This window comes from Pseudomonas putida (genome assembly GCF_030159595.1).
Lineage (GTDB): Bacteria > Pseudomonadota > Gammaproteobacteria > Pseudomonadales > Pseudomonadaceae > Aquipseudomonas > Aquipseudomonas putida_AC.
The window spans coordinates 235,673-259,966 of sequence record NZ_BSKJ01000009.1 but is presented as its reverse complement, the minus strand read 5'-3'; the positions used below and the strand labels follow the sequence as shown (position 1 = coordinate 259,966).

At 63.5% G+C, this 24,294-nt stretch carries 19 protein-coding genes and 1 pseudogene; 6 read left to right on the top strand and 14 right to left on the bottom strand.

Features of this window, described 5'->3' with window-relative positions; all coding sequences use genetic code 11:
• Positions 1-66: 66 nt before the first annotated feature.
• The 6 genes from QQL85_RS20625 to QQL85_RS20600 are packed head-to-tail and all read right to left on the bottom strand — an operon-like array spanning position 67 to position 6,881.
• Positions 67-1,701, bottom strand: a complete 1,635-nt coding sequence (locus tag QQL85_RS20625; protein ID WP_284357206.1) for a BatD family protein — start codon at positions 1,699-1,701, stop codon at positions 67-69.
• Positions 1,698-3,416 (bottom strand): vWA domain-containing protein, encoded by a 1,719-nt coding sequence (locus tag QQL85_RS20620; protein ID WP_284357205.1) that lies wholly within the window; start codon positions 3,414-3,416, stop codon positions 1,698-1,700. The genes QQL85_RS20625 and QQL85_RS20620 overlap by 4 nt, the downstream gene beginning before the upstream one ends.
• Complete coding sequence (locus QQL85_RS20615; protein ID WP_119370820.1) at positions 3,413-4,489, bottom strand: vWA domain-containing protein; 1,077 nt, start codon at positions 4,487-4,489, stop codon at positions 3,413-3,415. Before QQL85_RS20615 ends, QQL85_RS20620 begins: the two co-directional genes overlap by 4 nt.
• Positions 4,482-4,976 carry a DUF4381 domain-containing protein gene (locus QQL85_RS20610; protein ID WP_284357204.1) on the bottom strand — a complete coding sequence of 165 codons (495 nt, stop codon included), beginning with the start codon at positions 4,974-4,976 and terminating at the stop codon, positions 4,482-4,484. The genes QQL85_RS20615 and QQL85_RS20610 overlap by 8 nt, the downstream gene beginning before the upstream one ends.
• A complete protein-coding gene (locus QQL85_RS20605) occupies positions 4,973-5,917 on the bottom strand; it encodes a DUF58 domain-containing protein (protein ID WP_016714823.1) in 945 nt (314 codons plus the stop codon). Before QQL85_RS20605 ends, QQL85_RS20610 begins: the two co-directional genes overlap by 4 nt.
• Before the next feature lie 4 nt (positions 5,918-5,921).
• Complete coding sequence (locus tag QQL85_RS20600) at positions 5,922-6,881, bottom strand: AAA family ATPase (RefSeq protein WP_016714824.1); 960 nt, start codon at positions 6,879-6,881, stop codon at positions 5,922-5,924.
• Between the two features lie 227 nt (positions 6,882-7,108).
• Here QQL85_RS20600 and QQL85_RS20595 point away from each other — a divergent pair, with 227 nt between their 5' ends.
• Positions 7,109-8,410 (top strand): phospholipase effector Tle1 domain-containing protein, encoded by a 1,302-nt coding sequence (locus QQL85_RS20595; RefSeq protein ID WP_284357203.1) that lies wholly within the window; start codon positions 7,109-7,111, stop codon positions 8,408-8,410.
• A gap of 29 nt (positions 8,411-8,439) precedes the next feature.
• Here the strand turns inward: QQL85_RS20595 and QQL85_RS20590 are convergent, their stop codons facing one another.
• The 6 genes and pseudogenes from QQL85_RS20590 to QQL85_RS20565 all read right to left on the bottom strand — a co-directional run bounded on the left by QQL85_RS20590 (position 8,440) and on the right by QQL85_RS20565 (position 14,838).
• Positions 8,440-9,657, bottom strand: coding sequence for an MFS transporter (locus QQL85_RS20590; protein ID WP_284357202.1), 1,218 nt, complete (start codon positions 9,655-9,657; stop codon positions 8,440-8,442).
• 59 nt (positions 9,658-9,716) lie between these two features.
• Positions 9,717-10,931, bottom strand: a complete 1,215-nt coding sequence (locus QQL85_RS20585; protein WP_284357201.1) for a benzoate/H(+) symporter BenE family transporter — start codon at positions 10,929-10,931, stop codon at positions 9,717-9,719.
• A 95-nt stretch (positions 10,932-11,026) separates the two neighbouring features.
• Complete coding sequence (locus QQL85_RS20580) at positions 11,027-11,914, bottom strand: dihydrodipicolinate synthase family protein (RefSeq protein ID WP_284357200.1); 888 nt, start codon at positions 11,912-11,914, stop codon at positions 11,027-11,029.
• 44 nt (positions 11,915-11,958) lie between these two features.
• Complete coding sequence (locus QQL85_RS20575; RefSeq protein ID WP_019097010.1) at positions 11,959-12,741, bottom strand: aldolase; 783 nt, start codon at positions 12,739-12,741, stop codon at positions 11,959-11,961.
• A 303-nt stretch (positions 12,742-13,044) separates the two neighbouring features.
• Positions 13,045-13,446, bottom strand: coding sequence for a hypothetical protein (locus tag QQL85_RS20570; protein ID WP_284368778.1), 402 nt, complete (start codon positions 13,444-13,446; stop codon positions 13,045-13,047).
• Positions 13,439-14,838, bottom strand: a pseudogene (locus QQL85_RS20565) (PAAR domain-containing protein). The gene QQL85_RS20570 and the pseudogene QQL85_RS20565 overlap by 8 nt, the downstream one beginning before the upstream one ends.
• Positions 14,839-15,058: 220 nt before the next feature.
• Between QQL85_RS20565 and QQL85_RS20560 the strand changes: the two are divergent.
• From QQL85_RS20560 to QQL85_RS20550, 3 genes are all read left to right on the top strand, one after another.
• On the top strand, positions 15,059-15,559 hold the full coding sequence (locus tag QQL85_RS20560) for a sigma-70 family RNA polymerase sigma factor (protein ID WP_284356565.1): 501 nt from the start codon (positions 15,059-15,061) through the stop codon (positions 15,557-15,559).
• Positions 15,556-16,482 (top strand): FecR domain-containing protein, encoded by a 927-nt coding sequence (locus QQL85_RS20555; RefSeq protein WP_284356564.1) that lies wholly within the window; start codon positions 15,556-15,558, stop codon positions 16,480-16,482. The genes QQL85_RS20560 and QQL85_RS20555 overlap by 4 nt, the downstream gene beginning before the upstream one ends.
• A gap of 84 nt (positions 16,483-16,566) precedes the next feature.
• Positions 16,567-19,077: a TonB-dependent siderophore receptor gene (locus QQL85_RS20550; RefSeq protein WP_284356563.1), complete on the top strand. Its 2,511-nt coding sequence runs from the start codon at positions 16,567-16,569 to the stop codon at positions 19,075-19,077.
• Positions 19,078-19,284: 207 nt separating this feature from the next.
• Here QQL85_RS20550 and mtlD read toward each other — a convergent pair whose 3' ends face one another.
• Positions 19,285-21,423, bottom strand: a complete 2,139-nt coding sequence (mtlD, locus tag QQL85_RS20545; protein WP_284356562.1) for a bifunctional mannitol-1-phosphate dehydrogenase/phosphatase — start codon at positions 21,421-21,423, stop codon at positions 19,285-19,287.
• A 385-nt stretch (positions 21,424-21,808) separates the two neighbouring features.
• Between mtlD and QQL85_RS20540 the strand changes: the two genes are divergently transcribed.
• Positions 21,809-22,105 (top strand): DUF3144 domain-containing protein, encoded by a 297-nt coding sequence (locus tag QQL85_RS20540; RefSeq protein WP_284356561.1) that lies wholly within the window; start codon positions 21,809-21,811, stop codon positions 22,103-22,105.
• A 25-nt stretch (positions 22,106-22,130) separates the two neighbouring features.
• Here QQL85_RS20540 and QQL85_RS20535 read toward each other — a convergent pair whose 3' ends face one another.
• Positions 22,131-23,024: a LysR family transcriptional regulator gene (locus QQL85_RS20535; RefSeq protein WP_284356560.1), complete on the bottom strand. Its 894-nt coding sequence runs from the start codon at positions 23,022-23,024 to the stop codon at positions 22,131-22,133.
• A 147-nt stretch (positions 23,025-23,171) separates the two neighbouring features.
• Between QQL85_RS20535 and QQL85_RS20530 the strand changes: the two genes are divergently transcribed.
• Positions 23,172-24,251, top strand: coding sequence for a 4-oxalomesaconate tautomerase (locus QQL85_RS20530; protein ID WP_284356559.1), 1,080 nt, complete (start codon positions 23,172-23,174; stop codon positions 24,249-24,251).
• Positions 24,252-24,294: the final 43 nt, after the last annotated feature.

Sequence of the window (24,294 nt, the reverse complement as noted above, 5' to 3'; positions counted from 1 at the left end):
GTAACCCAAGCTCGGGGCTGCTGTGGGAGCGGGTTTACCCGCGAAGCGGCCGGCTCAGGCAGCCAATTACTTGGGGTAAAGCGGCGGTAGCCCGCCATTCTCCCCGGCCGGCAACAACACTTGCTCGGCCGGCGGAATGGTACCAATCGCTCGCCACAATTCCTCACCCTGCCAATACTGCCCGCTCTCGCTGTACAGCGCCCCGTTCAACCCGTCCAGCGCATCCGACAACGGCACGAACCGCGCCGCCATTTCTGCCAGGGTTTCTGGCTGCTGTCGGGCCCAGGCGTCCAGCGCCTGACGCGTTGCCTGGGGGTCGTTGGCCTGGCAGGCACGCTTGAGGTCGTCCAGCAGGGTGCGCGGGCTTGGCCCGTTCTGCGCGGCGCGCAGCACGGCCGGTTGTGAGCGGGCGCGCCACCACAGGGCGAAGCCCAGTACGGTGGTGAGGGCGAACACCAAGGTAGCCAACTGCCAAGGCCACAGCAGGGTACTGGCGCTGCTGTTGTCACTCACCGGGGTATCGGCACTCAGCGCCGGGTTGTCTTGCACGTTCAGCGTGCGCGCCGGCAGGCTGGTGTGTTCCAGGTGGTCTTCGCGGGTGTTCCACCAGCTCACTTCCAGCGCTGGTAGGGCCAGTGTGCCGCTGTGGGTCGGCACCAGCGCCTCACGTTCTTCGCGGTTGGCGGTCATGCCGCGGTCGCCGATTTCGTTGCGCAGCAGCGGCTGGTCCGGGTAGCGGCGCAGGCCGGTGATTTCAGTGGCCGGCAACGGCGGCAGCTGGGTGCTGGACAAGCCTTCGGCGCGCAGGGTGATGTTGCGGGTCAGCGAGTCGCCAATCTGCACCTGCTGGTTGCCGGGGTCGGGGTTCCAGTGTTCTTCCAAGGTCAGGCTGCGTGCCGGCAACCACGGCACGCCAGCGGGCCAGGCGGCCGGAATGGGGCGTACGCTCAGTCGCAGCGGCAGTGAGCTGACCTGCACCTGGTGGCCGGCGCGGGCCGTACCATTGGCCTGCGAGGTGTCGTCGCTGCTGGCGGCAGCCGTGGCGGTGAAGGTGAGCGGCGGGATGTCGAGCGTGCCGCTTTGCTGGGCATACACGGCATAGCGGGTTTCGATCACACCATGGCGGACGCCGTTGATTTCCTTTTCATAGGTGCGCGATTCGCCCAGTGGCTCGACCTTGGCGTTATCCAGTTGCAACGGGCTCAAGCTGCTGTCGTCGTACAGGGCTACCGAGTGGTAGATGCGCAGGGTCAGCATGGCTTGGGCCTGGACATAGACGTCGTTACTGTCGAGGGTTGCCTCGATGAATACCTGAGAGGCGCTGTCGGGCCGGCTGGCATCAGCCTGCAGCACTTGCAGCTCGATGGCCTGGCTGTGTGACTGGCCCAACTGCAGTTCGGGAATGCGCAAGCTGCCACTGCGCCGGGGCAGCAGGGTGATGATCCAGCGGGTGCTGGCGCGGGTTTCGCCGTCGAGGGTGTGCAGGCTGTTCAGCTGGCGGGTGCCGCGCACTTCGAAGTCGCCTTCCAGGGCGCGCAGGTCGGGCTTGCCGAACTGGGTGACGTCCTGGCTCTCCAGCGTCAGCTCCAGGCTTTCGCCGGCCTCCAGGCGGGTGCGGTCGACGCTGGCCTGCAGCAGCGGTTCGGCGTGGGCCAGTACAGCCCACAGCAGGGTAAAGAGAAAGACGCCGAAGCGACTCATCGTTGGGTTTCCTGATGCAATTGCTGTTCATACCAGAATTTGCGCCGCAGCAGTTCTGCCGGGTTGTCGGGGATTTCCCGCAGCCACTGCTCCAAGGCCTGGCGCTGTTCGGCGTCGAGGCTGGTCGACACCGGGCGTTGCGGTGGCTGGATCACGCTGTCGTCACCCCCGGCCTGGTTGCCGGGTGCGGCCTGGCTGTTGCTGCTGCTTTCGCCGGGTTGTTCGGCGCTGGCGTGTTCGTCGTTGCCCGGAGTGCCTTGGGCCGGGCTGCTGGCTGAGCTGCTGTTGCCTTCGGTTTCGCTGCCCGGCGTGCCTTGGGCATCGCTGCTGGGCGGTTGTTCCTCGGCCTTGGCATCACGTTGCTGCAGCATTTGTTGCACGAGCGCCTGGTTGTCGAGCGCCGCTTGCAAGTCAGGCTGGCGCTCCAGGGCTTGCTCGTACGCATCCAGGGCAGCTTCCAGCTCGCCGCTGTGGGCCAGGGCATTGCCTCGATTGTAGTGGGCTGGCGCTGTGTCGCCTTGGGAAAATGCCTCGGCGGCACCGGCATAGTCGCCGGCCTGGTACAAGGCCATGCCGCGCCATTGCGGGTCCTGGAAGTGACGCGCGGCGCTGGCCGGGCGGTTTTGTTCCAGCAGGCGCTGGCCTTGCTGGTCGGGGCGCAGCCACAGGTCGTTGAATTCGAAGGCCTGGCTGGGCTGCGGCAACGCCAGCAGCAGCGGCAGGCAGAACAGCCAGCCACGCCGGCCGGCACACGCGGCCAGCAGCAGCAGCGGGATCAGCAGCCAGTAGCCTTGGTCGGCCCAGCTGTCCAGTTGCAGGGTCTGGCCGTCATTGCGCGCGGTGCGCGGGTTGTCGAACAGGCCCAGACCGCGCAGGTCGAGGTCGTCGATGCGGGCATGCCGGTAGCGCCCGCCGGTACCGCTGATGAAGCCCTTGAGGCTGGCGCTGTCCAGACGTGGCAAGAGGATGCCACCTTGGTTGTCTTTAAGGAATTCGCCGTTGGCTTGACGTACCGGGGCGCCTTCGCGGCTGCCAATGCCCAGCATCAACAGGCTGGGGCCCTGGCGGCCGAGGGCCTGGCTGATGCCCTGGCGCTCCGGCGCACTGAGCGACGAGCCGATCAGCAGCAGGCGGCCTTGGCCCAAACCACTCTGGGCGAGCAGCGCCAGGCCCTTTTGCACGGCCAGGTCCGCGCGTTGGCCCGCTTGCGGCATGATCGACGGGTCGATGGCCTCCAGCAGGTTGCGGGTGGTGGCCAGGTCATCGGACAACGGCACCAGGGTATGTGCAGACCCGGCATACACCACCAGCGCAGTCTGGCTGTCGCGTCGGTGTTCGAGCAGGTCGAGAATTTTGCGCCGGGCCTGTTCCAGGCGGTTGGGCGGGCTGTCCTCGGCAAGCATCTGCGGAGTCAGTTCCAGCAGGATCACCAGCGGGTCGGCCGGGCGTTGGCGGTTTTCTTCGACGCGTTGCCAGCTGGGCCCGAGCAGGGCCAGGATCACCAGCGCCCAGGCCAGGCCCAGTGCAACCCATGGCAGTTTACTGGTGCTGCCGCTACCACCGCCTAGCAATACGCCATGGAACGCCGGCGGCAGAATCATCTGCCAGCGCCCGGCGCGTTTGCGCCGGTGCCACAGCTTGTACAGCAGCCAGCCGAGCAGGGGCACGGCCAGCAGCCAGAGCGGGCGTAGCCATTGGGGCCACAGTTCGATCATCGCCGCCTCCTTAGGCGCAGGCGCTTCAGGCGCTGGCGCCATTCCGGGTGCGGCTGCAGGAAGCGCGGCTTGCGCAGCAGGCGTTGCAGCAGGTTGTCTGGCCATTGCACGGCCACCACCAGTAGCACGCTGAGCAGCAGCGCCAGTGCCAGGGGCCAGGCGTACAGGGCCTGGGCCGTGCGTGCCTGGGTCGGTTGCTGGGCCACGGGCTCCAGCTGGTCGAGGGTGTCGCCGATGGCGTCCAGTTCGGCGCCGTCATGGGCGCGGAAGTAGGCGCCGTGGGTGATGTCGGCAATTTCCTTGAGCGCGGCTTCGTCAAGGTCCAGGCTCGGGTTGAGGCCGAGCAGGCCAGGGGTGCCACTGGCTTCGGGGTTGGCGCCGATGCCGATGGTATAGATGCGCACGCCTTCCTGGGCCGCCAGGCGGGCGGCGGTCAGTGGGTGGATCTGCCCACCGTTGTTGGCGCCGTCGGTGATCAGCACCAGCACCCGGCTTTGCGCCGGGCGTTGGCGCAGGCGTTTGACCGCCAGGCCGATGGCGTCGCCGATGGCGGTGTTCTTGCCGGCGATGCCGATTTGCGCTTCGTCGAGGAACGTGCGCACGGTGCGCCGATCGAAGGTGAGCGGCGCCTGCAGGTAGGCCTGGCTGCCGAACAGGATCAGGCCCACACGGTCGCCTTCGCGGTCCTGCAGAAAATCGCCCATCAGCGCCTTGACCAGGTCGAGGCGGCTGATGTCTTCGTTCTTCCACTGCATGTCGGGGAAGTCCATCGACCCGGACACGTCCACCGCCACCAGCAGGTCGCGACCGCTGGCGGCCACCGGCACCGGATCGCCCAGCCACTGCGGGCGGGCAGCCGCGCACAGCAGCAACAGCCAGATGACCACGAACGGGGCCTGTTGGCGCCAGGTGGGCAGGTTGAGCCGCGCGCGGCGCCCGGCCAGGCCTTCCAGTTCGTTGAGGAAGCCCACCTTGAGCACCGGCTCACCGCTGTCGGCTGCGGGCAGCAGCAGGCGTGCCAGCCATGGCAGCGGCAACAGGGCGAAGACCCACGGCCAGGCCAGTTCAAACATGCTTTCGAATCCAGGTTTCCACGGCCTGGCTGAGCCCGGCGATGGCTTTGTCGTCGAGCTTGCACTCAGGTTTGTAGGCGCCTTCGACCAGCACCATCCAGCGGGTCAGGCCAGCGGCCGGGCAGCGGTTGTCGAGAAACGCCAGCCATTGGCGACCGTTGAGGGTGTGGCTGTTGGCGCCGGGGTAGTGGTTGCGGCACAGGCGCTTGAGCAGGGCGTTGATCTGTTGCAGCCAGGCACCTGCCGGTGCGCCATCGTAGGGGCGTGGCAGGAGGGCCAGCTCGGCCAGAGCGGCCACGCGCACCGGGTCGAGCGGTTGCTCGGCACGCACGATGCGGCGTTTGCCCGGGCGCCAGCGGCGCAGCTGCCACAGGCCCCAGCCCAGTAGCGGCAGTAGCGCCAGCAACAGCCACCAGCCCGGTGCCGGCGGCCACAGGCCGATCGGTGCCGGGTCGATCAGCGGGTGCAGTTGGTTGAGTGGGTTCATGACGCGCTCCGGGGCCGCTGAGCGTTCAGGTACTCGCGCAGTTGCTCGATCATTTCGCTTTGCGTGCTCAGTGGCATCAGGACCACACGCAGCTTCTGCGCCATCAGCTCCCACCGCTCGATGCGAGCTTCGGCCTGCTGGCGGTAGGCCTGGCGGAGGTTGGCGTCGAGTGTGTCGAGTTCCAGCTGGGCGCTACGCTGGGCGAAGCGCAGCAGGCCGGCGGCCGGCAGGGCGTGGTCGAGCGGATCGGACACGGGTAGCAACAGCAGGTCGCAATGGCGCGAGAGCATGGCCAGGTGCTGTTCCACCTGGGCGCTGAGCGAGCGTTCATCGCAAATCACGATGGCCAGGCTGCCGGGGCGCAGCACTTCGCGGGCGCGGCGCAGGGCCAGGCCGAGGCTGTCAGCCCCGGGCGTGGCTTCGGTGTGCAGTGCCTGGTTGACCTTGGCCAGGCGGTTGAGCAGTTGCAGCAGGCTCTGTTTGCTGCGCCGGGGTTTGATTTCGTGGTGTTCGTTGTCGCCGAACACCAGGCCGCCGATGCGGTCGTTGTGGCCCAGCGCGGCCCAGCCGAACAGTGCCGCGGCCTGTGCCGCCAACACCGACTTGAACATCAGCCCCGAGCCGAAAAACAGCCGCTGGCTTTGCTCGACGAGGATGAAGATCGGCCGTTCGCGCTCTTCGTGGAACAGTTTGGTGTGCGGCTCCTGGGTGCGCGCGGTCACCCGCCAGTCGATGTTGCGCACATCGTCGCCGGCCTGGTACACGCGCACCTGGTCGAAGTCCACACCGCGCCCGCGCAGCTTGGAATGGTGCAGGCCCACCAGCGGGCTGCGCTGGCCGGGCTTGGAAAACAGCTGGATTTCGCGCACGCGGTGACGCATGTCGATCAGCTCGGCAAGGCCGATGCGGATGCCGGGTTCGGCCAGCTGAGCGGTGGGCATGGGCTCAGGCAACGGCGACGACGTCGAGGATGCGCTGGACCACGCGGTCCTGGTCGATCCCCGCCGCCTCGGCCTCGAACGAGAGGATGATGCGGTGGCGCAGCACGTCGAACAGCACCGCCTGGATATCTTCGGGGCTGACGAAATCACGCCCGGCCAGCCAGGCGTGGGCACGCGCGCAGCGGTCCAGCGAGATGGAACCGCGCGGGCTGGCGCCGTAGGCGATCCAGTCGGCCAGCTCTGCGTCGAACTTGGCCGGGGTGCGGGTGGCCATGACCAGCTGTACCAGGTATTCCTCCACCGCGTCGGCCATGTACAGGCCAAGGATTTCCTTGCGCGCGGCAAAGATGGCCTGCTGGCTGACCCGGCGCTCGGGCTTGGTTTCGCCGCCCAAGGCTTCGCCACGCGCCTGCGCCAGGATGCGCCGCTCAACCGCAGCGTCGGGGAAGCCGATTTTTACATGCATCAGGAAGCGGTCGAGCTGGGCTTCGGGCAGCGGGTAGGTGCCTTCCTGCTCGATGGGGTTCTGCGTGGCCATGACCAGGAACAGCGGCGACAGGTCGTAGGTGCTGCGGCCCACGCTGACCTGGCGCTCGGCCATGGCTTCGAGCAGCGCCGACTGCACCTTGGCCGGGGCGCGGTTGATTTCGTCGGCCAGCACCAGGTTATGGAAGATCGGCCCCTGCTGGAACACGAAGCTGCCGGTTTCCGGGCGATAGATTTCCGTGCCGGTGATGTCGGCGGGGAGCAGGTCGGGCGTGAACTGGATGCGATGGAACTGTGCCTCAATGCCTTCGGCCAGTTCTTTGATGGCCTTGGTCTTGGCCAGGCCCGGTGCACCTTCCACCAGCATGTGGCCGTCGGCCAGCAGCACGATCAACAGCCGCTCGACCAGTTTTTCCTGGCCTAGGATCTGGGAAGAAAGAAAGGTGCGCAGCGCGATCAGCGCTTCACGGTGTTCCATCGGCGACGGTTCCTGGTGTGGGGCCTGAGGCGGCTGACGGTAGCGGCCCTGGCAAGGGCTGATACTTTAATCTATCCGGGGGGGCGGCGACCAATGGCGGCGGGTAAATTTATCGTTGCGGGGGGCTTGTCGGTACAGAAATGTCCCAGGTAGGGCTGGCCATTGTCTGATGGTCGGTGAAGGCGTGCTGGCGCCTGCTTGTGCTTTTCAGGCAAGCAGCAGGCACGATGATGAAAATGAGTAGCGGTAGCACGCCAATCCCCACACCCGCCACCCTGCGTTTTGGCGTGTTTTTCGATGGCACCGGTAACAACCGGCACAATGCCATGACCGTGGATGAACAGCGCGGCAGCTATGGCAATGCCCTGAGCAATGTGGCCCTGTTGCATGCCCTGTATCCGGCGGGTGAGGCTGATGCCGATGGCACGCTGGTGTTTATGAAACGCTATGTGGAAGGCGTGGGTACCCTGGCCGGTGAGGCGGACCATGCCTATGCCGCGGCCACCGGTCGTGGGCGCACGGGGGTTGAGGCGCGGGTCGCCGAGGCTTTGCAGGGGATGGCCGAACAGCTTCAGGGCTGGTGCCGGGCACATCCGCAGGCAGCCGTGGCGCGGGTCGAGTTCGACCTGTTCGGTTTCAGCCGCGGGGCGGCGGCGGTACGGCACCTGGCCAACCTGCTACAGGATGGCGCGGGCGGGTTGTTGCCGATAGCGTGCGACACTTCGATCAACTTTATCGGCCTGTTCGACACCGTGGCGGCGATCATCGCGCCGTTGCAGGGCGACTTCGACCCCGCCGATAGCCGCCAGGGCGGCCTGCGCCTGGGCCTTGGGGCAGGTATTGCCCGGCAGGTGGTGCAGCTGGTGGCGGGGGATGAGCAGCGGCATAACTTTCCGCTGGTGGGCAGTGGTCACGACATTGTGTTGCCGGGGGTGCATTCGAACATCGGGGGTGGTTACCCGGAAACCACGCTGGAGCAGGTGCTGCTGTGCAAGCCGCAGTCCCAGCGTGTGCCGGTGGGCATGCGGGCCGAGCAAAGCCATGTGCACGCCACGGTAAGTGCCTTGTTGGCGTCGGCGTATGCCGACAGGCACATGCCCAGGCCGCAGGTCGTGAGCTGGGAGGCGCCACTTGCCGGCGGCCGGCCACATGAGGCGCAAAAGCAGGTGTATGCGGCGTTGTACTGTGAGCGGGAAGTGGCGGGGCAGTTGTCCCGGGTGTACTTGAGCGTGATGCGAGCGCTGGCGGTGCGGGCTGGCGTGCCATTTGCGCCGTTGGGCGAGCAGCCTGAGCACAGGCTGCCGGAGGATTTACTGGAGATCAGCCGCAAGTTGCATGCGTTTGCCTTGGGGGAAACGGACCAGCCGGGGTTGAGCGAGGCTGAACAGCGGCTGCTGTGCGAGAAGTATGTGCATGCCTCGGCAAACTGGAATGCGCTGAAGGGCTTGCGCAACAGTGTGCTGGATGTGCTGTTCGTCAATCGGCCGGGCGCAGGCGGGCGCGTGGTACATGCGAACCCGGTAACCTGAACGGCCGAAATGACAGGCCAAAGCCGTACCTACACAGCGCGCGCCAGTCGCTCAGCGTTGCGGGCCCTGGCCAGGTACGCCTCTTGCGCCAGGGTCAGCAGCACCGTCAGCAGCATGAACACGACCGATGCAACGAAAATCCCGTTTGGCAGGCGCTGGTCGAGCATCCAGCCAAACGCCACTGGCCCGATGGCGCCACCGATATTGAACCCGGTCGACACCAGCCCGAAGGTTTTGCCCTCGGCCCCTGGCGGTGCAGCCGCCTTGACCAGCATGTCCCGCGACGGGGCGATGATCCCGGTCAGCAGGCCGATGGCACCCAGTACCACCACCAGTGCCCAGCCCTGCAGCAGCCCCAGGGCCACCAGCGCGGTCAGCGCGGCCGCCGCCGCGAAGGCCATTGCCGCCACCAGGCCATGGCGCCGGGTACGGTCGGCCAAGGCACCACCGCACAGCACGCCCGCTGCGCTGCACAGCAGGAAGGCGGTGAGCGCGGTGTTGGCCCAGGCCAGGGTCAGGCCTTGGCCTTGTACGAGTGCGGCTACGGAAAACTTCTCGATGGCGCTGGTGCTCAGGTTGAGCAGGATGAACAACACCGTCAGGACGCCGATCATGGGTGTGAACAAACGCACGCGGCCTGTTGCCGCGACCGGGCCAGCGCCCGTTTGGTTGCCAGGCCCTGCGACCTGGTAAACGCCACTGCCTGGTATCGATATCAGCAGCAGCGCGGCTACCCCAAATACCGCGCCCGCCGCCAGGGCCGCCCGGGTGCCGAACACAGCGGCGATACCGAGGAATACGGCCGGCGTGACCGCCGAGCCGAGGAAGCCGGCAAAGGTATGAATCGAGAACGACCGCCCCAGGCGCGCAGGCTCGATACCGCTGGCCAGCAGTGCATAGTCGGCCGGGTGGTACACGCCATTGGCCAGGCCCGCCAAGGCCATCGCCACCAGCAGCACCGCATACCCCGGGCTGGCAGCCAGCAGCAGGAAACTGAGGCTGCCCAGCAACAGCCCGGCCTTGAGCACTTTACGCGCGCCATAGTGATCGACGGCAAAACCCAGCGGGGCCTGCACCAGGGCGGAGACGATGTTGAATACTGCCAGGGCAACGCCGAGTTCGATGAAGCCCACCCCCAGCAGGCCGGGAAGCACGGGTAGTAATGCCGGGATCAGCATGATGTGCACATGGCTGACGAAGTGCACGGCAGCCACTTGGGTAAGCAACTTGGGGCCAGCTTGGGGCATGTCGATACCTGTTGTACAGCGTGCGCCCTTGGCGCACGGCAAGGTGGTGGAAAGCCCGCTTAGCGGGCGTTGCCGCTGAAACCGGGGAGGCGGCCGTTCAGTGCGGCATGGGCCAGCAAGCCAATGACCAGGCCCCAGAAGGCCCCGCCAATGCCGAACAGGCTGATGTTGGCGGCTGCCGCCAGGAAGGTGATCAGTGCCGCCTCGCGGGCGCGGGCATCGGCCATTGCGCTGGCCAGGCTGGCACCGATGGTGCCCAGTAAGGCAAGGCCGGCCAGGGTGGTGATGAACGTGCCCGGGAGGGCCATGAACACACTCGCCAAGGTGACCCCGAACACCCCCACGAGGATGTAGCAGACACCGGCGGCGATGCCTGCCACCCAGCGCTTGCCAGGGTCTTCATGGGCTTCCTTGCCGGTGCAGATGGCTGCGGTGATGGCGGCGATGTTGAAGGCATGCGAACCGAACGGCGCCATCAGCAATGACCCCAGGCCCGTGACCGCGACGATCGGGTTGGCGCTGGTCGTGAAGCCGTCGTTGCGCAGCACCAGCATGCCGGGCATGTACTGGCCGGTGAGGGTGATCAGGAACAATGGCAGGGCCACGCTGAGGGCAGCGTTGAGGGAGAAGGTGGGCGCGGTGAATACCGGAGAGGCGAATTCCAGCTTGAGCGTGGTAAGGCCCACTTGCCCTTGCAGCAGTAAGTAGCCAAGGCCCAGTAGCAGAATGCCGACCACGGCGTAGCGGGCGGTAAAACGCTTGAATGCCACATAGGCCGCAATCAGCAGCCCGGCCAGGGCCGGGTCCACCGACAGGCTGGCAAAGGCACCGATACCGAACTGCAACAAGATGCCGGCCAGAAGTCCGGCTGCAATACCGCCAGGGACGACCCGCACCAGGCGCTCGAAGCACCCGGTAATCCCCAGCACCACGAAGCCGGCGGCCGACAGCAGATAGGCACCGATGGCTTCACTGTAGGGCACGTTGGCCAGGGCCGTGACCAGGAACGCAGCGGCTGGCGTGGACCAGGCCGTGATCACCGGCGCGCGGCTGTACCAGGACAGCGCCAGGCCGCTGAGACCGACGCCGATCGACACGGCCCAGACCCACGACGAAGTCAGCTCGGGGCTCAGCCCGGCAACCTTGGCCGCCTGGAACACCAGGATGAAGGTGCCACCGTAGTTGACGATGACCGAAACGATCCCTGCCACAACGGGGTGAAGGATGTCTGCCAGTCGAAACGGGGTTGAAGAGCTTTGTACAGGCGCGTCCATGGTTGCCTCTGGTAAAGGTCAGGTACAGCAGCGCAAGGCTGCTCCTACAGAAATGCGCTGCCCGCCAGCGACAGGCTGACGGGCAGGTTTCAGGGTCAGCTGGCCAGCGCTACCAGCAGGCTTTTCAGGTAGTCGCTGCCCTGCGCATCCAGCGGCTGCAGGGGCAGGCGCGGGGCGCCGACATCCTGGCCGAGCAGTTTCAAACCGGCCTTGATGGTGGTGGGCAGGCCTCGGCGGGTGATGTACTCCAGCAGCTCGTACTGGCGGTAGAACAGCGTGCGGGCTTCGGCCAGCTGGCCTTGCTGTACGGCGTCCCACAGTGCTAGGTTAAGTGCCGGGATCAGGTTGGGTGCGGCGGTGCACCAGCCGGTGGCGCCGGCCACCAGGGCTTCCAGGGTCAGCGGGTTGCAACCGTTGTAGAACGCCACCTGGCCATCGGTGGCCTTGAACAGGCGGTGCATGCGCTGAATGTCACCGGTGCTTTCCTTGACCATGGTCACATTGGGCACTTCGCCGAGGATGCGCAGGATCAGCTCCACCGACAGGTCAGTGCCGCTGGTGCCCGGGTTGTTGTAAAGCATGATCGGAATGTCGATGGCGGCGCCGACCGCCTTGTAGTGGGCGACCACTTCAGCTTCGGTGAGCTTCCAGTAAGAGATGGGCAGCACCATCACTGCCGTGGCGCCGCAGGCCTGTGCCAGGCGGGCACGCTGCACGGTGCGGGCAGTGGTCAGGTCAGAGACGCTGACCACGCTGGGCACACGCCCGGCGATGCGTGCCTGGCTGAAGCGCACCACGGTTTCCCATTCGCTGTCGGACAGGTAGGCCCCTTCGCCAGTGCTGCCCAGCGGTGCGATGGCGTGCACGCCGCCTGCAATCAGGCTGTCGATGGACGTGCCCAACGCATCCAGGTCGAGCGTGCCGTCTGCCGTGAAGGGAGTGATGGTGTAGCCGATAACGCCGCGAATTACAGGTGTAGACATGACCAGGCACCTTTGCCGTTGTTGAGGAAAGAGTACAGCTTCGATCAGCCCAGGCAGTCGCCATGGGCACGCAAGGCACGGCGTGCGTAGTAGCTGAACGCGGCGCCATGACGTTTGGGGGTGGAGATCCAGTCGTGGGCCTCTTTGCCCAGTGCTTCGGGGATGGGGCGTATGTCACCGGCGCCCATGGCCAGCAGTTGCATCTTTGCCGCGCGCTCGAACAGCAGGGCGAGCACGCAGGCTTCTTCAATCGAGCCACCGGCAATCAGCAGGCCGTGGTGGGAAAGCAGGATGGCGCGTTTGTCGCCAATCGCCTTCGCGATGATTTCGCCTTCTTCGTTGCCCACCGGCACGCCGGGCCATTCCTTGAGGAAGGCGCAGTCGTCGAACAGTGGGCACAGGTCCATGTGCGAGATGGCCAGCGGCACTTCCAGCATTGACAGCGCGGCGCTGTGCAGCGGGTGGGTGTGGATGATGCAGTTGACGTCGGGGCGGGCGCGGTACAGCCAGCTGTGGAAGCGGTTGGCCGGGTTGGCCATGCCGCGGCCTTGCAGCACGGTGAGGTCTTCGTCCACCACCAGCAGGTTGGAGGCGGCGATTTCGTCGAAGCCCAGGCCCAGTTGTTGGGTGTAGTAGGTGCCGGGCTCCTGCGCGCGGGCGGTGATCTGCCCGGCCAGGCCTGAGTCGTGGCCGCCGTCGAACAGGATGCGGCAGGTGAGGGCGAGCTTTTGCCGGGCGGTGTAGGTGTTGTCGGCCAGCGCGGTCAGCATTTGCTGCTGGGCGAGTTTGACCAACTGGTCCTTGGGGGCCTGCATGGTGGTCGTCATGGGCGGTACCTGCATGGGAAAGGGCAATGGGTTGCTGATGGACAGGTGGCTGTCATCAGGACACAGCGCGATATTAATGACACAAAGTGTCATATGCAAGCGATGTGTCATCGCTTTCCGGAAAAACAAGCATGCGCGAAAACCTGCTGCGTGGTGACGTTCGGGTTGGTGCTGGGGGCGTGGGTCAAAATGCGGATGGAGAGACGGCAGTCGAGGGTTTACAGGCGGGACAGGTTTCGGTGCGACGACAAGGCAGTTCACAAGGATGAAAACCCGCAATTGCGGGTCTGACCTGCAGAGTACCTATCTCCCTTCCGAGAGCTCAACCAAGGTGTAAGCAACAATCATCCAGATACAACCAAGAACTGTTAGCCAGGCCGCAAGGGCTAACTTGAATTTGAGCTTTGGAGGAAAGCGCTTCAATTCATCAGGGTCTAGCTTGCCTCTATGCAATGCCAACCCCGGAAATGTTATTAGCCCAGCGACCATACACATCAGCATCCATCGCCACTTGAACGGTCGCCCACCCCACGCCTGCTTCATGGATTCAAGGTATGGGTTACTTTGGATCGCCGAGCACGCGACATCGTAATCTTTCCTTAGCACAAGGAAGGCAAGGATCGCCGGGCCAGGCAGCCCAATTACAAATGGCCCTAATACCAATATTATCTTCGCTGAGGTCGGCCAATCGTTGATATCAATCACTCGTAGCCTCGTAGATGAACTCACCTGCCGACTCACCAAGCTTCTCTCCCGCGAGGCCACCAGCAACTGCCCCAGCGCCGACAAGCAGAATCCCACACACCGGAACCCCGACGCCTGCAGTCCCAACCGCAAAAGCGGCACACAGCGTACCGGAGGTTAGTCCAGCACCAGTGGAAACCAGAGTGCTCAATCCAAGGCTTCCGGCAAAACTACCGGTCTCTGTCATTCGGACCTTTTTACATGCCTCAGTCTCACCGGCCCGGCAAACCTCCTGAACCTTCAGGTAGGACGAAGTCCCTCCGAGCCCAACTGCAGCGTATCCACCATAAGAGAGATACTTGCCGAGCTTCGCCACCTTATCCAGATGCGTCGCATACCCCGGCATCTGCCCCGGCCCACCCGCTTTCGACCAATGATGCACCAGGCTCTTGGTCGAGATATTCAAACTCTTCCTCAAGCGCTCATAATTCCCAAGGTTCAGCTGCTTGTTCAGAAATGCTGTTTTCAGCTGTCCATCCAGTTGCTGCAGAAGCCGCCGCCGTTCGGCGAAGAAGCCTGGGCTGTTCAGATGGCCGTGGCGCATGAACTCCCGCTGGTGGAGTTGCTCGATACGCGTCAATGTATGACTGACCTGTTTCAAACCTTGATCCAGCATGTCCTTACCCACGCCCATGGACAAACTTGCATCGCTGAGCAAGCCGGCGATCTCGGCCTGGTGCTCCATCATGAGTCCGCTTCGGCGTAGTCGAGCACCTCCAGCGCACGCCGCGCATGCTGCGCCGCTGTCATCAGTTCTCCCTCCTCGCGCGTGCAGGCATTACCGTTGTCAGGATCACCGATGACGAAGATTTCCCCTGCTTTGAAGCCTTGTGTAAACGTCGGGTTGAGCCGCTGCAACCGGGAGATCGGCAATGTGGCGTCGTGCTCAGCCAACTGCAGCAGCACCTGTGAGAACGACATGCGTCGAGGAACAACGTAGAAGCCCGGCTCCAGCGTACCGGGCAGTGCACCTATTACAGGTTGGGAGAAACGCTCCGGGTAGACGGCGGTTGCCGGTTCGGCAAAGTGAGCATTGGCAAGCGCTGCTAGGGGCTTCATGGGTGGCGGTGCTTGATACAACGGTGCGACCACTCGATTGCTGCCCGGCGAACAACCACAGACAACCAGCGCACCGTCCATGGCCACAAGCTGGCCATCGGAAATGAAGTGATCCACACCTTCGGCGACAGTTCCCTCCTGCCCACAAAGAGGGCATGGCGTGGTGTGGTCGCCTTCACGAAGCACCATTCGGCCTTCGTCAAGATATCCGGCTCCTGTCGCAATACAGACAGCACCCGTTGTGGTCACATCGCCATCTACCGCCTGACCTTTTCCCTCTAGACTGACGCGCATCCTCAAGCTCCCTGTGGGTGGATAGGGTTAGAAACCTAACACCCACGGGGCGGCCTCAAGCGCTTGGCACAGAGAATCAGAAGCGTCCTACAAGTCATCCGAATTTGTTCCATCTGAGCCGCCCTTGCATGCGCCACGCTTGAGGCAAGGCGATGAAACCCCGTAATATTGCGAACGATTTGCAACTGCACTTTTCGGCAATATGGGATGAGGGATCACCGTGTCAGCACACGAGCCTGTCGATGCGCTTTACCGTGACCATCACGCCTGGCTGCTGAACTGGCTGCAACGGCGCCAGCCCCATGGTGACCAGGCATCCGATGTGGCCCACGACACCTTTCTGCAGGTGCTGTTGCGCCCTCAGCTGGTTGCCGGTTTGCGCCAGCCAAGGGCCTGGCTGAGTAGCGTGGCGAAGGGGCTGTTGATCGACCGCTTCCGTCGCCAGAAACTGGAAGCCGCCTACCTGCATGCACTGGCGCAACTGCCCGAAGCCGAGGCTCCCTCTGCCGAGCGGCAGCTGATGCTGTTGCAGACGCTGATGCAAATCGACGCCCTGCTCGATGGCCTGCCAGCCAAGGCGCGCATGGCGTTTCTGCTGTCGCGCCTGGAAGGCCTCAGCTATCAGGAAATCGCTCTGCGCCTGGGGGTAAGCCTGAGTAGCATCGAGAAGTACATGGCCAAGGCCATTCGCCACTGTTACCAGATTTCCCTCGAACCATGACCGACAAGGTGCTCGACCAGGCCATCGACTGGCTGGTGAAGCTGGAGTCGTCGCAGCATGCGCCGGCGTTATGCGCTGCCTGCCTGGCCTGGCGCCAGGCCGACCCCCGGCATGAAGCCACCTGGCAGGCACTGCAGGAAGCGCAAACCTGCTTTGACCAGGCCCGTGAACTGCCCGTCGGGGTCGCGATGGGCACACTGGCCGAACCCGGCCGCCGTACAGCATTGAAAACCCTGGCGCTCGGCGTGTTGGGCCTGGGTATGGCCGGGGGCGCCGTGCAGCAGTCACCCTGGCGTGTCAGCCTTGCCGATTACAGCACCGATACTGGCGCGCGACGGCGTTTCGAGCTGGCAGACGGTACGCAGGTGCGACTGAACAGCAGGAGTGCGGTGGATGTGCGTTTCAGCCAGCGCGAACGCCTGATCGAACTGCGCGAAGGCCAGGTGCAGGTGAAGGCGGGCATCGACCCGCTGCAACGCCCGTTGTGCGTCAGCTCGGCACAGGGCCGCTTCCTGGGCAACGATTTCGACCTGTGTCAGGAGCAAGGGCGTACAAGGCTGACCGTTGACCAGGGCACGGTTGCCATCCACATGCCTGGGCAGCCGCCTTCGTTCGCACAGGCAGGGGAGCAGTACCTGGTCGATGCCGCAGGTGGACATTTCATTGAACACCCTACCTTCGAAGGCTCGGCGTGGACGCGCGGCCTGCTGATTACCCGGCAAATGCCATTGCAGGAGCTGGCTGCGCAATTGGCTCGCCAGCGCAATGGCTGGGTCGGTTGCGACCCGGCCGTGGCCGGGCTGCAAGTTTCCGGAGTGTTCCAGCTCGACGATACCGACAACGCCTTGCGCACGTTAGCCCATACCTTGCCGGTGCGCCTGGTGTGGCGCAGCGCATTGTGGGTTCGCATTGTGCCTGCCTGAAAAAAAGTGCCTGCCCGGTTACGGGTTTTTGCCGGGCTCTTCGACAAGAAGAAAAAACCAGCACTTTTCAGGAGCCTCCCCTCGATGGATCTGTTGTCCCGCTATCGCCCCACCTTGCTTGCCCAGGCCATTGTCTTTGGTACCGGTCTGAGCCTTTGCCATCAGGCGCTGGCGGATGAGCCCAGCCGCCGCTACGACTTGCCTGCGGCACCACTGGGGCAGGCGCTTGACCGCTTCGCCGAACAGGCCAGCATCAGTTTGCCCTACGACCCGCAATGGGTCGCGGGCAAGCAGGCGCGCCCGGTAAACGGCCAGTTGCCGGTCAGGATGGCGCTTTACTTGTTGCTGGAGGGCACTGGCCTGAGTGCGGTACAGGCGGCGGATGGCAACTGGTCGCTACAGCCTGACATGCCGGACGCTGGCGCGCCGCTGTCATTGCAAAGCACGATGATCCAGGGGCAGGTCCTGGGGGATACCACCGAAAGCACCGGCGCCTATATTACCGGCGCCACCCGTGTTGGCAGCAAGGTCGCCCAGTCCATCAAGGATGTGCCGCACTCGGTGTCAGTGGTCACTCGCCAGCGTATCGAAGACCAGAACCTCACCACCCTGACCGATGCACTGGACAAGACCACCGGCGTCACGTTGCAGAAGAACGGCGCGACAGGTTCATCGCTGGGCAACGACACCAATTTCTTCTCCCGCGGTTTTGCGGTGTCGAACATCCAGTTCGACGGTGGCGCCCCGATGGACACCGCGATCTCCGGCTACGGTTCGATCAGCCAGCTCGACTTGGCCCAGTACGACCATGTGGAACTCCTGCGCGGTGTCGATGGCCTCTATTCGGGCAGCGGCAACCCCGGCGGTACCATCAACCTGGTACGCAAACGGGCGCTCGGTCACAACCAGCTGAAGTTCTCTGCTTCGGCCGGCAGTTGGGACACCTACCGCAGCGAGCTCGACGTTACCGGCCCGTTGACTGAAACCGGCAACGTCCGGGGGCGGGCAGGGGTGGCTTATCAGAACAACCGCTTCTACTACGACACGGCGAACATGGAGAAAAGTCTGTACTACGGCTCGCTGGAATTCGACCTGAGTGCAGACACCTTGCTGACCGTGGGGGCCAGCTACCAGGAAAGCGAAGGCATCCCCAACTTCGGTGGCCTGCCACGCTACAAGGATGGCAGCGACATTGGCCTGTCACGCAAGACGTCCTACCTCGCCGGCTGGGGTTCGGTCGAGGAGAAGACCCGGCAGGCCTACATCAAGCTTGACCACAGTTTCAACGAAGACTGGCTGTGGACCACCGACCTCACCTGGATGGACATGGACCGCGATGGCAATTCGTTGTTTGCCAACGGCGCGGTCGACCCGCTGACCGGTACCGGGAGCACCTGGCTGAACTACCCGGCCAGGACGGGGCTGGAGCGCAAAGGCATCAACAGCTATGTGAAGGGTGGTTTCGACCTGTTCGGCTTGCACCACGATGTACTGCTGGGCGGCGACTATTCCCATTCGGACGGTTACACCGTGCAGCGCTGGGGCCTGCTGAACTTCACTCCGGTGGACATCTTCAACCCGGTCGAACCGGTCAACCCGGGCAGTACACCGAACAAGACCCATGACAACACGACCGAGAAATACGGCTATTACGGCATGACCCGGCTGTCGTTGAGCGAGCGCAGCAAGTTGATTCTTGGTGCGCGGGTGTCCACCTACAAGTACCGCGATACCGAGGTGTTCTTCGACGATTTCGGCAATGTGCTGAGCGACCCGGCGCCTTACCATCGCGGTCTCAAGGAGCAGGGCGTGACCACCCCGTATGCCGGCCTGACCTTCGAGCTGACCCCGCAATGGACCACCTATGTCAGCTACGCCGAAACCTACAAACCCCAGTTCCTGCAAGTGGCGGCCGGTGGCAAGACCCTGGATGCCGCCACGGCAAAGAACTATGAGCTTGGCCTGAAAGGCCTGTTGTTCGATGAGCGCGTAAACACAAGCTTTGCCATCTACCGTATCGAGCAGGAAGGTGCAGCGATTGAAGACACGCGTTATCCGCCAACCTATGGTGCATCGAACTGCTGCTTCCTCAACGATGGCGAGGTGGTCAGCGAAGGTTTCGATGCAGAGGTCAGTGGCGAAGTGCTGACCGGCCTCGAACTGTTTGCCGGTTACACCTACAACCACACGGTCGACAAGGCCAACGACAGCAGCCGTAATACCTACGCGGCGGTCACGCCCAAGCACCTGTTCAAGCTGTGGGGGACCTACCGCTTGCCGGGCGAACTGGGCAAGTGGAAAGCCGGGTTGGGCGTGACCGCCCAGAGCAGCAACGGCCGCAGCGGTACGGTCACCCCTTACAACCCGGCCACAGGGCTGTATAACGGTGAAGCCGAGAGTTTCAAGTTCGTCCAGGCGGGCTATGCCGTGTGGGCATCGAGCCTGGAGTACCAGATCGACTCGCATTGGACGGCGGTCCTGAATGCCAACAACCTGTTCGACAAGAAGTACTACCAGACCGTTGGCACCTCGGCCAACAGCAACTTTTATGGCGAGCCACGCAACTTCACCCTCACGGTGCGGGCGACCTACTGACCTGAAACGGTTGCGCATGATTGCAGGCTTGCGTGGTACGTTCTGGTAACACGCCGGGCCGCAGCATTTATCTGGTCGGAGAACGTTGGGGCTGCTGTGCAGCCCATCGCCGGCAAGCCAGCTCCCACAGGGGCCGCGCACTGTTGAGGATCTGCGCAGTACTTGTGGGCGCTGGCTTGCCGGCGATGGGCCGCAAGGCGGCCTCGGTTAACTGACTTGCATCAGAAGCGTTTTAGCGGCATGCCTTTGCGGGTATTGCCGAAAAGCACCTGAAATGGCCGTGATCAGTTGCGCATCCCTGATCGGGTCCAACCCTGGAAATCGCTTGCCGTTGTAGTCGCCGTCATGGGTAAGCACAGCTTCGACGCGGGCGTCATTGGCCAGGTAGACCTGCCTGATCGCCTGGGCCTCCAGGTCCTTGGTGTCTTTGCCGCGCAAGGCATGGTGAATGGCGAGTGCTGCACCCAACGTCAGGCCCGGGGTTTGAATACCGTGCCGGCGTGCCAGGTCGATGCTGCTGAAAATGCGTTCGTTGCGCTGAAGCTTGCGCAACGGGTCACGCCCCACCCGGGCACAAGGGTCTTTGAACGAGGTTTTGCAGCGCTCCAGGAAGGTATCGGCAAAACGGCTGACCACCTCGGCCATCTGCGGATACTCCGCCACCAGTGCGGGCGCGACTTCCTGGCGAATCAGCCGCTCGGCCAGCTCGCTCACGCGTGCATCGCCCATACCCTGGCCAATCGAGTCATGGCCCAGCAGGCTTGCATACCAGGCGACGATGGCGTGCGGGCCATTCCACAGGCGGTTCTTGATGACCTGGATCTGGGTGATGTCCGGCACGGTCTTCACCTGGCGCAGGCGCTCCAGCAGGTCGCTACCACGCTCTGCATACAGCGGCATGTCGGGTTCGCTGTTGAACAGGATCAGGTGCAGCTGGCTCATGGCGCTGCGGGTCTGGGCAAAGGGCCTGAAGCGCCCGATCAGGCGTTCGTATTCAGGGACTGGCGTGGGTGCCTTTGTAGCGAGTGCCGACTCGTCTTCCAGGCTGTTCTGGAACATCTGAGACTTGATCCGCAGTTGCCGCACCAACGCGTTGTTGGTGAGCTTGGAAACGATACGGCTGACCACCGTTTCGGCGAAACGGGTTTTCTCAAGCACCTGATCGCAGATTGCCGGCGCGCACAGCAATGCCAGCTCCGCTTGCACATGCCGGCGCACGAATGCAGCACCGCCCACCTTGTTCAGCACGATCAGCAACGTCAGCTCACGGCCACGGCGTTCGAAGCGTTGCAACAAACCTTTGGCAATCACCTTCGCCTGGTTGCGGATGGCCTGCTCGGGCAGGCTCAGGCCTACAATCTCGGCGGCGGTGTACATACGGATCAGCGCATCCTCATCGTCCATGTCGATCATGCGTACATTGTCGAGGGTCTGGTCGAATGAGGTGGCGCTGTAGCGCACGCTGTAACGGCCGAAGGCATTGACGCTTTCGCGCAGCAGGCGCGAGCGGGTGGCGGCGATGATTTCGCAAGGCCGGGTGTAGCCATCCCAATGGGAAAATACCTGCGCCAGGTAGCCACCGCCAATGGCGCCGAACCCATGAATGCCCACCCGGAACTGGTTCAGCGAGGCCGGGAAGCTGTCGTTCAGTGTGGGCATGCCCAGGTCGGGAACGCACTCGCTCAGGTCGGCCAGGAATTCGGCCATGCTGCGGTAGGCCTTCAGCGCGCCTGCCTTGATCTCGGGGGCGGGTGGTTTGATGTCCTCGATCAGGATTGCCTGGCCTTCGGCGCGCATGGCCGAAAGCATACCGTTTTCCGAGTCCTCGACCATGAAGCACTGGCCTGGCTGGCAATTGAGCGCACGGGCGGCTTTCAAAAATATCTCGGGGTGGGGTTTGCCTTGGCTGACCTCATCGCCGCACACGGTGATGTCGAAGTACTTCAGCACGTTGGCGTTGATCAGGTACTCCTCGGCAATGGCGCGGCGGCTGGAGGTGGCCACGGCCATGGTCAGGCCCGACTTGCGCAGGCGTTCCAGCACTTCCAGCAGGCCGGCCTTGATCGGTACGCCGTGATTGCGCACATACTCCAGCTCAAGTTCATCCGCGCGTTTGCGGATCTCGGCGTACGGGAATGCTTCACCGTTATGCGCTTTGGCAAGGGCTTCGGCCTTTGTCGCGCTCAGGCCCAGCGAGCCGATCAATGTGTCCTCGCTCAGCGCTTTGCCGAAGATTTCCAGCGAGGCTTGCTTCAGCGTCTTGAAGCGCAAGCGCTCGGTGTCGAAGAGGGTGCCATCCATATCGAAGATGGCGCTGAGAATCTGTTTACCTTGAAAGAAAAGCATTAGGTGTTGCCCCTGTGGGTGCGTCAGACATCTCGCCTGTAAAAAGCGAGCACGGCGTGTGAGCAGCAGCGTCGGCAGTCAGGTCGGGGGCACGCGTTTGTCAGGTGCACGCTCAGGTGCGACACAGAGATAAGGCGGGGCAGAGCGGGGAGTGCAGAGGAGGTTTGCAATCTGTGAGGTGAGGCGGGCGGCTCGTTTGGCCTTGAGGTCACGCCCACTGGCTGCAGTTCGGTTTGCAGGCAGTGGGCGCAAGTAGCGATGGATACGTGTGATTCCAAGCATAAGGTGCTTTGCTTCCTTTTTCGTTATGGATGATCCTTTTTCAGCCTTGCATGTATGCGCGCCGCCATGCAAGGCTTGGGCATCCGTTACAAGGTGAACCGCAATGACCCAAGCTACCGATCAGGCCTTCTATGACCGCGCCGATGCGCACATCGACCTGGCCAACCAGCAGATTGAAAAATTCGAAGACCTGGGCAAGGTAAGTGCTTCGCTGACCTTCGGCGCCACGCGTTTCAGCGCCTGGATGAGCGCCCGCAGCTTCAAGTCGGGCGCGGAGCTGGCGGCAGCCCGGGAAGAGATTCTGAAGTACTTCTGTGAGCAATACCGGATGATGCTCGAAGACAACCTGGATGAGCACATCGAACATTTCGACCGCTTTGTGCTGGGTAAGGACGCCTGAACTCACCTGCCTGCGCAGCGGCGATTCAACGGTTGGGCCACTGCTGCAGAAGGATCGAAACGAACTTCTCCGCCGCAGGCGACAACGATGCGCCGCGCCGGTACACCAACCCCAGGGTGCGGCTAACCTGCGGCTCGATCAGCGGCACACTGACCAGCGTCGGGTGGTCGGCGTCGGGCATGGCCAGGCTGGGCATGGCCGATACGCCCAGCCCGGCCTCGACCATGCCCAGCGACGTGGACAGGTGTTGCACTTCGTAAAACCATTTGGGCCGCAGGTTGAGCCCCGACAACGCGTGGTCCAGCAGCATGCGGTTGCCGCTCAGGCGGCCGACGCCGATCAGGCGGTAGTCAGCCAGTTCCGTCCAGGTAACGGAGGCCCGGTTCGCCAGTGGGTGGTCCCGCCTGCAGGCCAGCACAAAGTGCTCTTGCACCAGCGTGACAAACTCGATGTCCGGGTGCTGGCCGCTCATCATGTTGATGCCGAAGTCGGCCTCGCCGCGCAACACGGCTTCGAGCCCGTCGTTGGCGCTAAGGTCCAGCAGGCGAATGCGGATTTTCGGGTACTGCTCGTTGTAATCGCGGATCACCGATGGCAGGAAGTAGAACGCTGCGGTGGGAATGCAGGCGAGGGTAACCTGGCCGGTCTGGCGCTCGGCCAGCTCGCGGATGCTGAGGATCGAGTCTTCAAAATCATCCAGCAGGCGCCTGGCCTTGGGCAGGAAGTCGCGGCCCACGCTGGTCAGGCTGACCCGGCGTGTGGTGCGCTCCAGTAGCGAGGTACCCAGGCCTTCCTCGAGCTTCTTGATTCGTCGACTCAAGGCCGGCTGGGATAGGTGAAGCGCCTCGGCGGTCTCGTGGAAACTGCCAAGTTCGGCGATTTTCACGAAAGATCTGATATCTTGCAGCTCATATTCCATAAGAAAACCCGCTACTGTCGCCGTGTTTGATTGATGTTTGAATCGCAATAATGGCTACGATATTTGCATTGGATTGATTTATCCATGCCTGTCACTCTTTTGCTCACAGCATCAATGATGTCCATTGATCAACAAGAGTGCAAAATCATGCAACGAATTCCTTGCGTACTCATGCGCGGTGGTACCTCGAAAGGGCCGTTCTTCCACGCCTGGGATCTGCCTGCCAATGTGGTCGAACGCGACGAGTTGCTGATCAACCTGATGGGCTCCGGCCATGAGCTGGAAATCGATGGCATCGGTGGCGGCAGCCCGCAAACCAGCAAGGTGGCAATCGTCAGCCCTTCGTTGCATCCCGAGGCTGACGTCGATTACCTGTTCGTTCAGGTGATGGTTGCCCAGCGCCGCGTCGACACCGCGCCCAATTGCGGCAACATGCTGTGCGCCGTGGGCCCGTTCGCCATCGAGCAAGGCCTGGTGAAAGGCCAGGATGGCAAGACCTTGGTCCGCATCCGCAACCTGAACACCGGCACCTTGGTCAACTCGCTGGTGGAAACCCCCGGCGGTATCGTGCGCTACGAAGGGCGCACGGCAATCGATGGTGTACCGGGCACAGCCGCCCCGGTGCACCTGACTTTCCTCGATGCCGTTGGTAGCAAGACCGGCAAGCTGTTCCCCACCGGCAAGGCCACGGACGTGATCGATGGCGTTCCGGTCACCTGCATCGACATGGCCATGCCCATGATGGTCGTGCAGGCCAGTCAACTAGGCGTGACCGGATCGGAAACCCCAGTAGAACTCGATGCCAATGACCAACTGCTCAAGCGCCTTGAAGCGCTGCGCCTGAAAGCTGGCAAGGCCATGGGCCTTGGCGACGTCAGTGGCATGGTAATCCCCAAGCCGGTGCTGGTGTCTGCGCCACGGTACGACGGCACGTTGCAGGTGCGTTACTTCATGCCGCACAACTGCCACCGTGCTTTGGCCATCACCGGGGCGGTAGGGCTGGCGACTGCCTGCGTCAGCCCCGGCACGGTACTCGGCGAGCTGCTTGGCGAGGGCGCGCTGCAATTGACCGAAGTGCGCCTTGAGCACCCGAGCGGGGGTATCGATGTGGCGCTGTCGCGCAGTGGTGGCGACGGCAACACGACCCAGGTTTCGGTGGTGCGAACCGCCCGGCGGCTCTTTTCAGGCTTTGTCTACGCCCCTACCTTGCGCAGGCTGGCAGGGTAGCTAGAGGCGGCCCAGCCGCTTGCTTTACACATGCACCAAGCGC

What these genes read in the sequence shown, in the direction of transcription:
- QQL85_RS20600 (WP_016714824.1), bottom strand. Translation starts at nt 6,881, where the DNA reads ATGGAACACCGTGAAGCGCTGATCGCGCTGCGCACCTTTCTTTCTTCC.
- QQL85_RS20610 (WP_284357204.1), bottom strand. Translation starts at nt 4,976, where the DNA reads ATGAACCCACTCAACCAACTGCACCCGCTGATCGACCCGGCACCGATC.
- QQL85_RS20540 (WP_284356561.1), top strand. Translation starts at nt 21,809, where the DNA reads ATGACCCAAGCTACCGATCAGGCCTTCTATGACCGCGCCGATGCGCAC.
- QQL85_RS20620 (WP_284357205.1), bottom strand. Translation starts at nt 3,416, where the DNA reads ATGATCGAACTGTGGCCCCAATGGCTACGCCCGCTCTGGCTGCTGGCC.
- QQL85_RS20550 (WP_284356563.1), top strand. Translation starts at nt 16,567, where the DNA reads ATGGATCTGTTGTCCCGCTATCGCCCCACCTTGCTTGCCCAGGCCATT.
- QQL85_RS20575 (WP_019097010.1), bottom strand. Translation starts at nt 12,741, where the DNA reads ATGACGACCACCATGCAGGCCCCCAAGGACCAGTTGGTCAAACTCGCC.
- QQL85_RS20590 (WP_284357202.1), bottom strand. Translation starts at nt 9,657, where the DNA reads ATGCCCCAAGCTGGCCCCAAGTTGCTTACCCAAGTGGCTGCCGTGCAC.
- QQL85_RS20535 (WP_284356560.1), bottom strand. Translation starts at nt 23,024, where the DNA reads ATGGAATATGAGCTGCAAGATATCAGATCTTTCGTGAAAATCGCCGAA.
- QQL85_RS20625 (WP_284357206.1), bottom strand. Translation starts at nt 1,701, where the DNA reads ATGAGTCGCTTCGGCGTCTTTCTCTTTACCCTGCTGTGGGCTGTACTG.
- QQL85_RS20605 (WP_016714823.1), bottom strand. Translation starts at nt 5,917, where the DNA reads ATGCCCACCGCTCAGCTGGCCGAACCCGGCATCCGCATCGGCCTTGCC.
- QQL85_RS20595 (WP_284357203.1), top strand. Translation starts at nt 7,109, where the DNA reads ATGATGAAAATGAGTAGCGGTAGCACGCCAATCCCCACACCCGCCACC.
- QQL85_RS20530 (WP_284356559.1), top strand. Translation starts at nt 23,172, where the DNA reads ATGCAACGAATTCCTTGCGTACTCATGCGCGGTGGTACCTCGAAAGGG.
- QQL85_RS20585 (WP_284357201.1), bottom strand. Translation starts at nt 10,931, where the DNA reads ATGGACGCGCCTGTACAAAGCTCTTCAACCCCGTTTCGACTGGCAGAC.
- QQL85_RS20615 (WP_119370820.1), bottom strand. Translation starts at nt 4,489, where the DNA reads ATGTTTGAACTGGCCTGGCCGTGGGTCTTCGCCCTGTTGCCGCTGCCA.
- QQL85_RS20555 (WP_284356564.1), top strand. Translation starts at nt 15,556, where the DNA reads ATGACCGACAAGGTGCTCGACCAGGCCATCGACTGGCTGGTGAAGCTG.
- mtlD (WP_284356562.1), bottom strand. Translation starts at nt 21,423, where the DNA reads ATGCTTTTCTTTCAAGGTAAACAGATTCTCAGCGCCATCTTCGATATG.
- QQL85_RS20580 (WP_284357200.1), bottom strand. Translation starts at nt 11,914, where the DNA reads ATGTCTACACCTGTAATTCGCGGCGTTATCGGCTACACCATCACTCCC.